This window comes from Mesorhizobium sp. P3_A10 (genome assembly GCF_056403175.1).
Genome location: NZ_JBFUFZ010000007.1, coordinates 293,783 through 306,320 on the forward strand (window position 1 = coordinate 293,783; position 12,538 = coordinate 306,320).

Annotated in this window: 20 protein-coding genes; 8 read left to right on the forward strand and 12 right to left on the reverse strand. The window is 58.6% G+C overall.

All coding sequences use genetic code 11. The features are described 5' to 3' along the window. Window positions 1-16 precede the first annotated feature (16 nt). Genes AC1DXU_RS25230 through AC1DXU_RS25245 form a run of 4 tightly spaced genes read left to right on the forward strand, consistent with a single transcriptional unit; the run spans window position 17 to window position 2,266 of the window. Window positions 17-427, forward strand: coding sequence for a phage holin family protein (locus AC1DXU_RS25230; RefSeq protein ID WP_477373329.1), 411 nt, complete (start codon window positions 17-19; stop codon window positions 425-427). Continuing rightward, the gene (locus AC1DXU_RS25235) at window positions 411-1,070 is read left to right on the forward strand and encodes a hypothetical protein (protein WP_477373331.1); all 660 of its coding nucleotides are present in this window, start codon (window positions 411-413) and stop codon (window positions 1,068-1,070) included. Before AC1DXU_RS25230 ends, AC1DXU_RS25235 begins: the two co-directional genes overlap by 17 nt. Window positions 1,071-1,112: 42 nt before the next feature. Then, window positions 1,113-1,622 (forward strand): DUF6894 family protein, encoded by a 510-nt coding sequence (locus AC1DXU_RS25240; protein WP_477373333.1) that lies wholly within the window; start codon window positions 1,113-1,115, stop codon window positions 1,620-1,622. A 29-nt stretch (window positions 1,623-1,651) separates the two neighbouring features. Further along, complete coding sequence (locus tag AC1DXU_RS25245; protein WP_477373335.1) at window positions 1,652-2,266, forward strand: cysteine hydrolase family protein; 615 nt, start codon at window positions 1,652-1,654, stop codon at window positions 2,264-2,266. A 128-nt stretch (window positions 2,267-2,394) separates the two neighbouring features. Here AC1DXU_RS25245 and AC1DXU_RS25250 read toward each other — a convergent pair whose 3' ends face one another. The 7 genes from AC1DXU_RS25250 to AC1DXU_RS25280 form a co-directional block, all read right to left on the reverse strand. Continuing rightward, a complete protein-coding gene (locus AC1DXU_RS25250) occupies window positions 2,395-2,691 on the reverse strand; it encodes a hypothetical protein (RefSeq protein ID WP_477373337.1) in 297 nt (98 codons plus the stop codon). Window positions 2,692-2,765: 74 nt separating this feature from the next. Further along, a complete protein-coding gene (locus AC1DXU_RS25255; RefSeq protein ID WP_477373339.1) occupies window positions 2,766-3,755 on the reverse strand; it encodes a YihY/virulence factor BrkB family protein in 990 nt (329 codons plus the stop codon). 118 nt (window positions 3,756-3,873) lie between these two features. Beyond that, window positions 3,874-4,347, reverse strand: a complete 474-nt coding sequence (locus tag AC1DXU_RS25260; protein ID WP_477309486.1) for a VOC family protein — start codon at window positions 4,345-4,347, stop codon at window positions 3,874-3,876. Between the two features lie 305 nt (window positions 4,348-4,652). Beyond that, a complete protein-coding gene (locus AC1DXU_RS25265) occupies window positions 4,653-4,871 on the reverse strand; it encodes a hypothetical protein (protein ID WP_477309485.1) in 219 nt (72 codons plus the stop codon). A 4-nt stretch (window positions 4,872-4,875) separates the two neighbouring features. Further along, entirely contained in the window at window positions 4,876-5,064 is a 189-nt protein-coding gene (locus tag AC1DXU_RS25270) for a DUF3606 domain-containing protein (RefSeq protein WP_477373510.1), read from the reverse strand. Window positions 5,065-5,842: 778 nt separating this feature from the next. Beyond that, window positions 5,843-6,154, reverse strand: a complete 312-nt coding sequence (locus tag AC1DXU_RS25275; protein ID WP_477309484.1) for a hypothetical protein — start codon at window positions 6,152-6,154, stop codon at window positions 5,843-5,845. Window positions 6,155-6,328: 174 nt separating this feature from the next. Further along, window positions 6,329-6,631, reverse strand: a complete 303-nt coding sequence (locus AC1DXU_RS25280; protein ID WP_477309483.1) for a hypothetical protein — start codon at window positions 6,629-6,631, stop codon at window positions 6,329-6,331. 403 nt (window positions 6,632-7,034) lie between these two features. On the opposite strand from AC1DXU_RS25280, the gene AC1DXU_RS25285 reads away from it, so the two are divergent. The 3 genes from AC1DXU_RS25285 (at window position 7,035) to AC1DXU_RS25295 (ending at window position 7,951) form a co-directional block, all read left to right on the forward strand. Then, complete coding sequence (locus tag AC1DXU_RS25285; RefSeq protein WP_477309482.1) at window positions 7,035-7,340, forward strand: hypothetical protein; 306 nt, start codon at window positions 7,035-7,037, stop codon at window positions 7,338-7,340. 261 nt (window positions 7,341-7,601) lie between these two features. Continuing rightward, the gene (locus AC1DXU_RS25290; RefSeq protein ID WP_477309481.1) at window positions 7,602-7,823 is read left to right on the forward strand and encodes a DUF768 domain-containing protein; all 222 of its coding nucleotides are present in this window, start codon (window positions 7,602-7,604) and stop codon (window positions 7,821-7,823) included. Further along, complete coding sequence (locus AC1DXU_RS25295) at window positions 7,820-7,951, forward strand: hypothetical protein (RefSeq protein ID WP_477373342.1); 132 nt, start codon at window positions 7,820-7,822, stop codon at window positions 7,949-7,951. Before AC1DXU_RS25290 ends, AC1DXU_RS25295 begins: the two co-directional genes overlap by 4 nt. A 109-nt stretch (window positions 7,952-8,060) precedes the next feature. Here the strand turns inward: AC1DXU_RS25295 and AC1DXU_RS25300 are convergent, their stop codons facing one another. The 4 genes from AC1DXU_RS25300 to AC1DXU_RS25315 form a co-directional block, all read right to left on the reverse strand. Beyond that, on the reverse strand, window positions 8,061-9,563 hold the full coding sequence (locus tag AC1DXU_RS25300) for a winged helix-turn-helix domain-containing tetratricopeptide repeat protein (RefSeq protein ID WP_477373344.1): 1,503 nt from the start codon (window positions 9,561-9,563) through the stop codon (window positions 8,061-8,063). Window positions 9,564-9,662: 99 nt separating this feature from the next. Then, window positions 9,663-9,848, reverse strand: a complete 186-nt coding sequence (locus AC1DXU_RS25305; RefSeq protein ID WP_477373346.1) for a hypothetical protein — start codon at window positions 9,846-9,848, stop codon at window positions 9,663-9,665. Between the two features lie 19 nt (window positions 9,849-9,867). Next, on the reverse strand, window positions 9,868-10,578 hold the full coding sequence (locus AC1DXU_RS25310) for an SOS response-associated peptidase (RefSeq protein ID WP_477373348.1): 711 nt from the start codon (window positions 10,576-10,578) through the stop codon (window positions 9,868-9,870). A gap of 9 nt (window positions 10,579-10,587) precedes the next feature. Then, window positions 10,588-10,869, reverse strand: a complete 282-nt coding sequence (locus tag AC1DXU_RS25315) for a hypothetical protein (RefSeq protein ID WP_477373350.1) — start codon at window positions 10,867-10,869, stop codon at window positions 10,588-10,590. Between the two features lie 232 nt (window positions 10,870-11,101). On the opposite strand from AC1DXU_RS25315, the gene AC1DXU_RS25320 reads away from it, so the two are divergent. Beyond that, the gene (locus AC1DXU_RS25320) at window positions 11,102-11,281 is read left to right on the forward strand and encodes a hypothetical protein (protein WP_477309475.1); all 180 of its coding nucleotides are present in this window, start codon (window positions 11,102-11,104) and stop codon (window positions 11,279-11,281) included. Window positions 11,282-12,036: 755 nt separating this feature from the next. Here the strand turns inward: AC1DXU_RS25320 and AC1DXU_RS25325 are convergent. Beyond that, the gene (locus tag AC1DXU_RS25325) at window positions 12,037-12,342 is read right to left on the reverse strand and encodes a hypothetical protein (protein WP_477373352.1); all 306 of its coding nucleotides are present in this window, start codon (window positions 12,340-12,342) and stop codon (window positions 12,037-12,039) included. Window positions 12,343-12,538: the final 196 nt, after the last annotated feature.

The following is a 12,538-nucleotide window of genomic DNA, read 5'->3' on the forward strand; positions in this document are numbered from 1 at the left end:
AGGAGGAGCACTCCAAATGGATGATGGTTCCGATCGCCGCTCCTTGGGGAGCGTGTTCAGCGAAGGGTTGAGCCAGTTCGCTTCGCTGATGTGGCTCGATCTTCGTCTTCTCCAGGCGGAGATGAAGGTCAAGACGTCGACGATCGTCTCGTCAGGAGCATGCGGAATCGCTGCATTGGCGCTCTTTGTCCTGGCAGCCTTTGCCATGGTCCAGTTCCTGATCCTCGCAATGATCCAGTTTGGCGTAAATCCGATGGTCGCTTGTCTGGTCGTCGGTTCTTTGCTGGGGGTAGGCGGAGTGCTGTTGCTCTATCTTGCCAAGCGAGCGCTTGCCGGATGGACCATCACACCGGTCGAGACCGTCAACCAGGTGCGCACCGATATCGCAGCACTAAAACAGGGGATGCGTTTTGGCTCAACCCAGTGAAGAGATGCGAGAGATCATGCTGCAAAGCCGAGCAGAACGGCAGGCCTTGTTTGAGCCTGTCAGCGAAATCAGCCGGCGGCTGCAGCCCGGAAATCTGGTCGATGCGTCGACGCGATACGCGAAGCGGAAGGTTGCGAAGGCCCTTGGCGGTGTGTCCGACGCGGTGAAGGATAATGGCGGCGCCGCCGCGGCGGTCGCGTTGGGCGCAGTTGCGGTGTTCGACGCGGGCAGGCGAAGTGCCCGCGTCCCAGCAGGCGCCGATTATGAGGCTGTCGACTTGGTTGCCGGCGCCGCGCATTCGGACGCAGCGCCAATTCGACACGAAGCCCGTACGCACCAGGGGGTGACAAACTTGACGCGGGCGAAGGTGCTCGCTGGGTCTGCGGGAGGGCTGTTGATCGGCCACATTATCGGCAAGGCGTTTGAGCCCACGGCAAAAGAGCGCGACCTGTTCGGCAAGGCTGGGGCTGAAGTCCGCGATGCAGCGGACGCGTTTCTCGCTGAGCATCTGCATGGTGCGAAACTAGCCGCCGCGCAGGCCTTCGGGTTTGCCAGATACGCGGCTGCGTTCCTAGCAGTATTGGCCGCTGCCAGCGACTATATCGGCCGCGCTGACGAGCACGACGATGCGCTCAATCGCTGATCGGCCGCAACCCTGAGTCACCGAACAATTGAAGGATTTCCCATGCAGATTGTTGGTATCAACATTGGACCAGCCGCCGCGTCCTCAGGCCTGCCTCTAATCCGTGTGGTGTTTGAGGGCGAGGGCGGGGAATCTATCGCCGTCGAAATGGCGCGAGGCGACGCTGATGACGCTCTCGGAGCAATCGACCGTGCAAAAGCACTGCTTGTCCAGACCGCTGCCTTCGAGATGCCTGTCGAGCGGAAAGATGTATCGCTTAGTTCTGCGAAACTCGACGACGTCCAAACTACGGAGCGCAATATTTACATGTTCGAATATCGCGATGGGGACCAGGCCCGTCAGGTTCCCCCTGCCGTGATGCCAAGTTTTGAGGCCGCTCGCGCCGAAGCAATTCGTTGCGCGATCGACATGCTGGTCGATCTGCAACCCGGCGATGACGACCTGACTGGATGGCTGGTACGAATGCGCGATCCCGCCGGCAACGAGCTTTGCACGATCGACGTCGCCCAGGCCGAAGCCGCCCGGCAGGCCAATGGCAACACGCCGCTTTGAGGCGAATTGGCAATTGTTGGCGAGGGATGATGGCAGCTCGCGGTCTTGTACACGGCCCTCTCAGCCAAGCGTCGGTTCACGTCTGTGTCGATATGCAAGGCCTTTTTGGCGCTGCGGGCCCATGGAATATACCATGGGCCAAACATGTGCTGCCTGCCATCGAGGAACTTGTTAGCCGGCATGCGGAGCGCACCATCTTCACACGTTTCATTCCCGTCTCACGACCGGGCGAGGGTATGGGCATGTGGGTTCACTATTACCGACGCTGGGCCGAAGCCACACTCGAAAATATTGATCCGGCGCTGGTGGAGCTCATGCCCGAACTGGCGCGCTTCGTGCCGCCGGCGAAGGTAATCGACAAGGCCGTCTATTCGCCCTGGACGGAAGGCCGGCTCGATGCGCTATTCGACGGCATGGAGGTGGATACGCTCGTTGTCACGGGCGGAGAGACAGACGTCTGTGTTCTGGCCACGGTGCTAGGTGCGGTTGACCGCGGTTTCCGTGTCATTCTGGTTTCCGATGCCATCTGCAGCTCGGCCGACCAGACTCACGACGCTCTTATGGAAGTCTACCGCTCCCGGTTCAGCGAGCAGCTTGAAACCGTCACACTGAGGGATGTCCTCGAAAACTGGCAGTCGAACTAGATCGGTCACAGCACGTCGGTTTCCCATCTGACGGAAAATGTCGCATCGCCGTCTATCTTGCCGGAGATCACACGCGGGGTGTTGAGGGTTCAAGACGATCGCCTGAGCACGTCGGATATTTTGCCCGTTCAGCCGGATCGCATCACACCTGGTTCTTCGAGAGGGGACTCGATAATCCCATCTGAAGAGGCGTCCGGATCTACAGGCAGCACATCGGAAAAATTGACGGTGGCGACCAGATATCCGGCTTCATCATAGACCCTGATAATTGACCCCGATTCCTCGGTGCCAGGCCGAGGGTCCGCCACGATTGCTGCGCGTGCCTTTTCGATCGCTCTCGGACTGGCCATGTCCGCGCTGGCGAGCTCTTCCTCGAAAGCGGTGGTCTGGCCAGATGTTGTCGTCTCAAAGCGAAACTTCGGCATGAGAACCTCCTGTTCCTATGCAATGCCCATGTCCGGGTTGCGTTCCAAGGGAACAGAGTGGATGGGAAATGCAGCTAGGATCGCCGCGATCGCAACAGCCTTGCCGCCACGATGGTCAGCACGCCGGTGATCACAATCCAGGCCTGTACCTCGCGTTGGTGAATTGTCCCGAGGTTCGATACCTGCTTCGGCGGAGTCTTCTCCGCATGCACTATCGCTTGAAGGTCGGACCGACTGCCGAGACGGACCGAATAGGCTCGCGTGATTTCGGCGCCGAGCAAGAAGATCTCCGAGGAATAGTAAACCCAGAGCAGCACGACCAGGAGCGCGCCCGCTGCGCCATAGGAGGATGCGATCGCACTGGTTCCGATGTACCAGCCGATCAGCGACTTGCCGACGGTGAAGAGCAAAGCGGTCACCACCGCACCAATTCCGACATCGCGCCACTCGAGGGAGCGGTCCGGGAGAATTTTGAAGATCGCGGCAAACAGAGCGGAAATCAGGACGAATGAAACAATGCCGTTTATCGATGCGAGGATGAATGTACCGAACGGCAGATGGTCATTGATAACAGCGCCAAGGGCGGAAATCGCGGTGCTCGCCGCCAATGAGACAAGTAGTAAAAATCCCAACGCTGCAACCAGGCCAAGGCTGGCAGCCCGCGCCCGAACCAGTCGCGACAAGGACATGGCGGGGGGCTCAATCTTCCAGATCTTGTTAAGCGAAACCTGCATTTCGCCAAACACCCCTGAGGCTGTGACGACGAGGGTGACGATGCCTATCAGCGTTGCAAGAGTGCCAGATGTTCTACGAGAAGCGCTTTCGATGGTCGTGCGCAGAAGGTCCCCGGTTTGCGTACCCATCACGCCTGCAATTTCGGCCGACAAGGCAAGTTGAGCTGCTTCATGCCCGAAGACGAGTCCGGCAATCGCAACCACGCTCAATAAGATCGGCGCCAGAGACGTCACAGCATAGAACGCCATCGCCGCACCATGGCTAAGTGCATTGTCGTTGATAAATCCGACGATGCTATCCTTGCCAAGAAACCAGGCTTCGCGTGCCACTCGCATTGGAACTCTTTGCCTGCATGAGGAACTAGTGCTGTGTGCTAGGAAAACGAGCCCGCCGCCACGTAGCTGGAACGTGCACGTATGGCAGATTGGCGCCCGACGCGATGCTGCCTCAGCCGCGCCGCGCCGCGTCGATCACTGCGACGTCAATTTTCTTCATGTCCATCATCGCGTCAAACGCGCGCTTGGCTTCGGCGCCACCGGCCGCTATCGCCTCCGTCAGGGTGCGCGGTGTAATTTGCCAGGACACGCCCCACTTGTCTTTACACCAGCCGCAGGCGCTTTCCTGGCCGCCATTGCCAACGATGGCGTTCCAGTAACGGTCGGTCTCATTCTGACCGTCGGTGGCGATCTGGAACGAGAAGGCTTCGCTCTGTTTGAACGCCGAGCCGCCGTTGAGACCGATACAAGGCACGCCAGCGACGGTAAATTCGACCGTCAAGACGTCACCCTTCTTCCCGGACGGAAAGTCACTTGGCGCACGATGGATCGCACCCACTGCACTATCAGGAAACGTCTCGGCGTAGAATCGAGCCGCAGCTTCGGCGTCCTTGTCGTACCAAAGGCAAATTGTATTTTTTTGCATCGCTTGGTCCTTCCGATCTCAAGCCAGTTGCACATCAGCGCCTTCCGGGCTGGCAATCTAGGATTTGATACTCGTGGCAGGCGGCTTGGCTCTCCCCTCTCTCAAACCCTTGAAGCGAAGATATGCTGCCGCCGCATAATCGCACCGCGCACGGGAGGGTCCGTTGCTGTGCAAAATAACCTCGGCCATCTCCCGGGACAGGTCGTGCTTCTCGGCGAAAAAATTCAACTCGTAAGGGCAGATGTCCGAATCGGGGTCAGCGCTGGTCGTTGGTTTTGCCATCGCACCTCCTTCCTGCCAGCTCGTCATTTGGCAAAGTCGGCAGGTTGCTGCTCCTGGTCCAGGCTGAATTCGTGGACGCTTCCTCCCTCGTCCACGACTCTGAACCAGTGCTCTTGCAACGCCCGTGGCGAAATCACCTTTCCTGTCACTGCCTCGACGGCCGCTAGCGCATCTTCTGCATCTGCATCGCGTGAGGTGACAACTTCATCGCCGTAGAGCTCGTCCACTTGATATCGCGCCATGCCTTCACCTGTTGCCGAGCTGTTTGGCTTCACGCTCCAAGGTTGCACGGTCGTTTCCGTGTTTCTCGATCAGCTCTCGAACCTGGGGGATTGAAAGGCCAAACTTGCTTGCGAAATAACCAACCTCGTATTCCTGGTCGCCGCTGACTTGAGTGCGATCCTGGTAGCCAGTGTTATTCTTGTCGTCTGTCATCATTTGAAACAGCCTCCACAACGCCATCGCTTCTTCGAACGTGCTTGATCGTGAATGGTTTCAACGGCATGCGAATTCTCGGTTTCGGAGCACTCTGAACGTGCAACCGTTGGCGCCCCCCGCGTTAGAAAGGTCGAACCAGCAGGCAACAACTGGTCGCTCTGTGGACCCTTGGGGAGCGACGAGCGCGTTTGCAACCCAACCGTTGTCCGTACGTTAGCCTACCCGGATAGATTCCCGGCTACTCCAGACCGAGTTGCCCGCTGGCTTTTCATGCCGGCGGGCCTTTTGGTTTGTGATCCGGAACGTCTTTCCACCGAGATTGTTGTGGCTCATCCAGCCCGTGCTCCCTCAGCGCGTTCTGGGGACCAAGATGTCTTCCATCCTGGTCGGCCCGCGCAGCCTTGACCGTCGGCGCGGGCCATCCCATCACCGACTACAGTGTCGGGCACCCTGGGGCCCGACGTTGGAATAGGCCGTAAGGTGTAGTTGCCTACAATGTGAGCTTGCCTGCGACGAGAATTCAAACCCCTCGTCAGCCTTTGATGACATTTACGCCCGCTGGCTCGGCCGGCGGGCTTTTTCTTATGGCTGACGGAACGTCCGAAGGATCAGCGTAGTTGGCTTAATGCAGTGGAGAGGAACGGCTTTCCCGTCCACTGTAGATCGGACCTCCGTGGACGATCGGAGTCCCGCTGCCGTCTAACCCCTCAAGGTCCGGCAGCGGGGCTTTTTCATCTCGACAAGGCGCGCGGAAAAGCTCGCTCGAGTTTTTCTATCATTGATCGTTCAGTTCGCCGAAACCGCATGCTTTGCAGCGGTACGCATGGTTCGGCTCCTGTTCGGGACGGAGCATCCTGATAGTGCCGCGTTCGACCCAACAGATTGGGCAAGAGAAATTGCCTCCGTAATGTGGCTTGTACATTTTCAGGCGTCCATCGGCGAGATCAGCAGCCTTGAGCCGTTCGGACATCTCAGCCAGGTTTTTATATACCTCGGCGATTTGGCTTCGCAGAGGTTCCCTGTCTTTCACTTGTGCGAGCGCTTGTTCTTTCGCGCGAAGAGTGAGTCTTTTGGCAAACCGCTCCATCGGCTCGGCGCCGTGTCGCTTGCCCGGGATGGGCGGGCGGGGGTCTGATAGCTTTGTCATGGCTATCGAACAACTTATCAGTCGATTGAAATGTTCCCGAACTAATTTAGTGAGTGCTAATTGAATCCGCTCGGCGTCGGGCGGCGCTTTTTGCCCTACGTTCTGATCACCCGACTAAGCAGGCTTCTGCCGCAGCGGCTCTGTGTCTTTCGGCCGGCGGTACTTCGTCACCATCTGGACCGTGGCGGCATCGACTGTCAGGCGTCCCAGCGCCTGGACGGTGACCCGGCCTAATTCCTCGTCAACATGAACGACTTCGCCCTCAAGCCTGATTTTGTCGCCAGGCTTGGCCTTGGGATCGATTATCGAATAGGGAAAGTTTGCAGTCGGGATGTGCAGCGTGACCCGATCGTCGATCCGCTTGCCCACCGTGGCAATGATCGCCACCTCGTCACCGATATTGATCTCCTCCGCCATGCATAAGATTCTTGCACGGCCAACCGGTTAGTCAAGGGGTTGCTAATATATGCAAGACAGCGAGCCTCTAGAGCTACTCTTTCCTCGTCACCAAGATAGGCAAGCACGCAACCGGAATCCGGTGACTCTGGCCGCAACGTTTCGAGTAGTGCCCAGCGCCAACGTCCCCGAGGCCCATTCCTCCAAGTCGTCCATCTTTCGAACATGATCGTCAGGATTGGGGAATTAAGTTCTGAGGAGCGAGTATCCGCTCCGCCGCTCCGGGGAACGGTTATGCGCAATCAAGCGGGAGGACGATAGAACTATTCTAATTTTTGTATAGAAGCCGGAACTTTCATCCAAACCTCTCGTTTGCTCCATGATCGTTGCTTTGACGGTCTACAAGCAACCGGAGGATAACATCATGAACATCAAGATGATCTGTTTTGGCGCGATGACACTTTCGATGGTCGCGGGCTCTGCGCTTGCCGCCGGCGGGACCGGAACGTCGGCCCTCGACGATCCGGCAAAGATGCAGCCCTTCTACACCGACAACACGATGAAGACGATGGTCGGCAACGACGACTTCGTGAAGGCGTGGAAGGCGCTGTCGCCGGATGATCAGACGGCGATGATGGCGGCCTGCGACGAGGAGGCCAAGAACGCCAACGCCGCCAACGGCCACCCGGAATTCTGCAGCAATGTGAAGGCCAATGGAGGCAGCAAGTAAGCTGGTCTTCCCATCAGTAGCGGCCCCGCCCGCGGGGCCGTTATTTATGTGAGCTTGCCAGCCGCGCTCTATCCGGCAGCAACGCCGGCAGCCGAGCGATTGGCCAGCACCCCATGCATTGCCGCTTACTAGCAGGAACACGCCGACGCTGGCCGGGATGGTAGGACAAAGGGCTGTCAGCGCCGAGGAAGGAAGCCGAGATCGACGAGGCCCATCGAGCGACCCGCTGGAACCTTAGCGCTGGACCAAGCTTATGGCGATATGAGCACACGCGGGATCAACTTCCTCGATCGCTGGATCGCCAACAACGTTCCTGAGACCGCTAAGGCAGACGCAGTCTGGATGAGCGAGCTCACTCACGAGTTGTACGCCGACGCAAAGGCGTTGGGGATCAAGCGAGAAGAGATCGACGAAGAAGTTGACAGCCTGTATCGGACGCTTGTCGATGCCGTCGTGCACTTCGACCCAGGTGTTCCCGAATGAGCAAACCGGCCGTCATATTCTTAAACAAATTGATGGAAAAACACGATCTGTCCGACGCCGGCGCTCCGAGGGATCAATCGGTCGACAGCCTTTATCGCACGATCTTCGATGCTGGATGGCCAGAATGAGTGTTCGCGGAATGAGGTTGCTCGAAACTTGGGTGGCCGAGCAACGGACGAACGCCGCCGCGACGATCCTGGCGCAGTCACCGACCTTGCAAGGTCGTCTGGCATGCGTTCACGGGGGAAAACCGGCCTTTCTGAAACCCGACGTGAAAAGCTCGAGGCCGAGTTGGTCAGCGAACGGCAGACGTGAAATCAGCCGGACAGTCAGGTCGTGTTTCTTCGTCAGCGCTTCCTCGACCTCAGCGCGTGCCTTCTGCGTCTGGCCCAGATGTGCGTACGCGGCTGCGAGGAAGGCATGAATGAAGAATTGATCGCCGGCCTTTTGATACGAACCGACGGCTTCGGAGTACCTTCCAAGCAGGAAAAGGGAGCTGCCCTTCACTTCCCAGAACCACACCGGAGGTAACGGGTCGCGCAGGAGCGCCGTTTCGAGCACGTTCAGCGCCGTCTCGGCCCGCCCGCCGTAGTTGAGCCAGCTTGCGTAGTCCCCTGCTATGTTCACGTCCAGCGGGTTCAACGACCGCGCTTGCTCGAAATGCACGCCCGCATCGCTGTGCTGGCGCATATGCGTCAGCACCAGCCCCATGCTCTGGTGACAGACGCCATCGCTCCTGTCGAGAGCGAGCGCCGTTTGTGCCGATTCCCAGGCTTTCTGCAGCGTCCGCTGATCGTTGTCGTACCAAAATCGGCTAACAAGGGCCTGTGCGAGGAAAGCGTGGCCTTGGGCGAACGTCGAATCGAGCTCGACACACCGGACGAACAGAGGCTCGGCCTTGTCATTTTCATATCGGTGGAAGTGCGCGCGCCCCTGCAGGTAGTAGTCGTATGCATCCCAATCGGCCGGAGGCTTGCGCCTGGTCCGGCTTGCCGAATCGGCCTCCGCCTGGCCTTCGACCATCGAGGCGATGAGAGCCGCAACCTCGTCTTGCAATGCGAAGATATCGTCGAGGGCCCGGTCGTACCGTTGGGCCCACAGGTGGGTGCCGGTGGCGGCGTCAATCAACTGTGTGGTGATCCGAATACGATCACCGAGCTTTCGCATGCTGCCTTCGACGAGGTAGCGAACTCCGAGTTTGCGATGGACTTCGGCAATGTCCAATGCCGGATGGCGAAACTGAAAAGATGAATTGCGCGCGATGACAAGGAGGGAGCGGAACCTGGCCAGCTCCGTAATTATGTCCTCGGTTATGCCGTCGCTGAGATACTGCTGGTCCTGATCGCCACTCAAGTTGGTAAAAGGCAGCACCGCAATCGACGGCCTGCCGGACGGTGGTATCGGTCTTTGGGAGGCGCCCGCCACCGGCTCGACAGCCCCGGTGAAGCGGTAGCCGATGCGAGGCACCGTGGCGATCCACTCGCCACCGTTGTCAGCCGGACCGAGTGCCTTTCTTAGTGTCGCGATTTGGACGGTAAGGTTGCCTTCCTCAACGGCGGTGCCCGGCCAGGCAGCGTCCATCAGCTCGGCCTTGGTCACGATCTCACCGGGCCGTGCGGTAAGCGCAGCAAGCAGCGTCAGCCCACGATGCCCAACAGCCATCGGGATCTGCTCTTTAAGGAGCGTCCCGACGTCGGGATCGAATACGAACGGACCAAAAGCGATGCGAGTCCCCTGCATGCGGGCATACTAGACGTTTCCGAAGCTTTCGGAACAGTTGGTAGTGCTGAATTCCTGGCGCGGTCACGTGCTCCAGCCGTGGGATCCTGATTTCGTCGCTCATCCGTAGCGCTTACCAAGGGACGGCGCTTTCAGGGCATCTAGTTGGCCCTGAAGGCGACTGTTGAGCACCATCATTTCTTTAAGCGCCTTTACCGCATCGCCCTTGTGAAGCGCGATGAACTTATCAGCGGCAGCCTGAAGAGCGGCTTCCTGGCGACTATCCAGCGTGACGATGTAGTCCATAGCCTCGATACTCCATCGGTTAGAACAGTGAGCCTTGTGCTGGCGTTGGCGCCTGTTGCGGGAACTTGATCTGCGTGGCGGGCTTTTCGACAATCATTAGGGCATCGTCCGGCGCGGTGAGCTGCAAGCGCTTTGCTTCCGACCAAGGCGCGGTCAGCCAAATCTCCACTTCTTCAGGCGTCCTCAGGATGACCGGCATAGCCTTTTCGTGGATCGGTTTAATGAGGGCATTGGGCGCTGTCGTCATGAACCCGTAAACCTCAAAGTCGCCGGGGCCGTCCTTGACCTTGCGAACGCCATGCCACGGCGTCCAGAGGCCGGCAAAAAAGAAGACCGGCCGGTCTTCATTCAGAGCGAACCAGTAATTCCGCTGGATGCCGGTTTCCGGATCTTTGTCGCCGGGATTCGGTGACGGCTCCGCGAAGCTGGTTACCGGCACGACACATCGGTTCTCGACGCCTACATATTGCTGCCAGTGGCCGTATTGCGGATTGCGTATGTTCGTCGTGCCGTAATCGGCAGTACCTTTCACACGCTCGGCTGGCGTCGGCATTCCCCAAAGAAGATTGGCGGCCTCACGCTGCCCATCCAGCGCGTTACGGACCACCGGGCCGGGCCTGTTCGGATAGATGTCTATCGACGGCTCCAGGTTGCCCAGAATGTCACGCAGAGAGCCCGTGACCTGACGAATGGCCTCTTGAGACGTGGTGATGTTGTAGAGATTACACATGTCTTGCCTCTAGTGGCGAGCGCCGACGGCTCTCTTGCTTTCACGTAGATAGATATCAGTCTGATGGCGAATGGCGTCCGAAAGCGACAAAGCGAGATCGAGGTCTTCCGGATAGTTCGCCAAGCACCATTTGGCCGTCAGTTGGGCGATAGCCGCTTTCTGGCTGACATCGGACAGGCCGCGCATTTGCCTTGCCATTTTGTTGACCGCCCGGTGAATGGCAGGGTGCTCTCGCTTTATCGTGGCGTAAAGCTCGGGCTGTTCAGATTCGGTGGCGATGATGGGTTCCATGGCTCTGTCTCCGTTTTGCCAACAGTGAACAAAACGAGAACTAAAGAGTCAAGAGTCTCTTGACCAAGAGGAACATGTTCCTCATTTCAGAGGCATGCCGGAGCAACCAGAAAAGTGGCCGAAGGGCGTCCCATGGACGTTATTGCATGCCCACGACGCCGGGCAGGTAGCACGCATCCGGTGCGGGCATTGCAACATCAGACGGTTCTACAAACCGAAGGAGTTGTGCGAGGTGATCGGCAACGTCTCTATCGACAAAGTGCGGGCGAAGGTCCGCTGCGAAAAATGCGGGCGCAACGAATCCATGAACGCGGAGCTTTTCCACCCGGTCGGGCAAGAGGTTGTGACGATCCGCTTTCGGCGACTTGTTGAGATCCGATGGGAGAGGCGTGTCATCTGGAAGGATGAGTGAGAGGGCTGGCAGTTGCGCGCATTCGTACGCGTCCACCGAATGTGACATTAGCGCAACCTGATTGCGCGAACGCACACCCGAACGGAACAGTCGCTTGACGATCGAGGCCGACAGCGCCAGCGTCTTGCCGTTCGGGGGTAAGCGGCGCACGGCTCGTCGAGAGCTAGTAAAATGCGGGGGCCTTCTCGACGAGCCTGCCTCGGACCTGGCGCTCGCTAAGGACATCGGCGGCTGAAACGCCGTTAGGCTGTTAACCCAGATACGCGAACAGCGATGGCCTCAAGCCCGCCACTGTAAATTCGCCTCAAGACGCCTTGCGCTGTTTCCGCTCTCTGTGACGTACAGCCCTTCAGATCGCCGCCGCCCAGTCTCGCCGGCATGTCAATGACCCGGTCCCAAACGCCCCACGTTCCATTGGATTCGATGTGACAGTAAAATCTGTGTTGATGTTGTTCCATACCAGTGAACTTGCAAACCGCGTTTTCGCTGCTTGGCATCGCTGAAGGTAGTTAACCTGCCAAGCGCAAACGTAAACGCCCGGTCGCGCGACTTTCCTCAATGCTACGAAAGAGGCAGATATTCTCAGGGATGGTACGGAGTAAACGCGAATGGCTCTCGCGTCATGGACGCGTTCCTTCTTCGCACGGGTGAGGACGCGGTGCTGGTTTTTCGTCGTGCCGAGCAACGCGTCGCCCGGCGCAATGGCGCGTCAGGATCAACGCGGTGCGGCGGCAAAGCAGCATGGCAATCCGCCGTCATGGGATGCGGCCAACCGGCTCGTAACAGCGGTAGAGTGGGCAGCGGCCATCACGGGTCTGGACATAGGCCGACATCGGCACCTGCGGCCAGTCGCACTCGGTACCGAACTGCCTGACATAGCGGTCATAGGTGTTCGGGCCGGTGGTCAGCACCACGGCGTGGCGGCTCTGGATCATCTGTTGAAGCTCTCCGCAACTCATCTTGCGCGTGTCCGGCCTGGCGTTGGCTAGGCCGGTCGCGGCAAACATGATCGCTGCCGTCATCGAAATAATTCGGTGCTTGGAAATTCGTTGCGTGGACATGGGCGTCACCCTCGAAGTGATATGTCATGCGAAACTCGTATCCCGGCCCGCGGTTCGGCAACAACCGGCTGGCTACATTTTTGCGGCGCAAAGCGATTGTATATTCGACAGACCCGGCGGATCGTCTCAGAGGATATTGGGTCTTCTGAGATGCTGGCGGACGGGTGGCCTAGGTTCGCTTTTCGTCACGTCCATA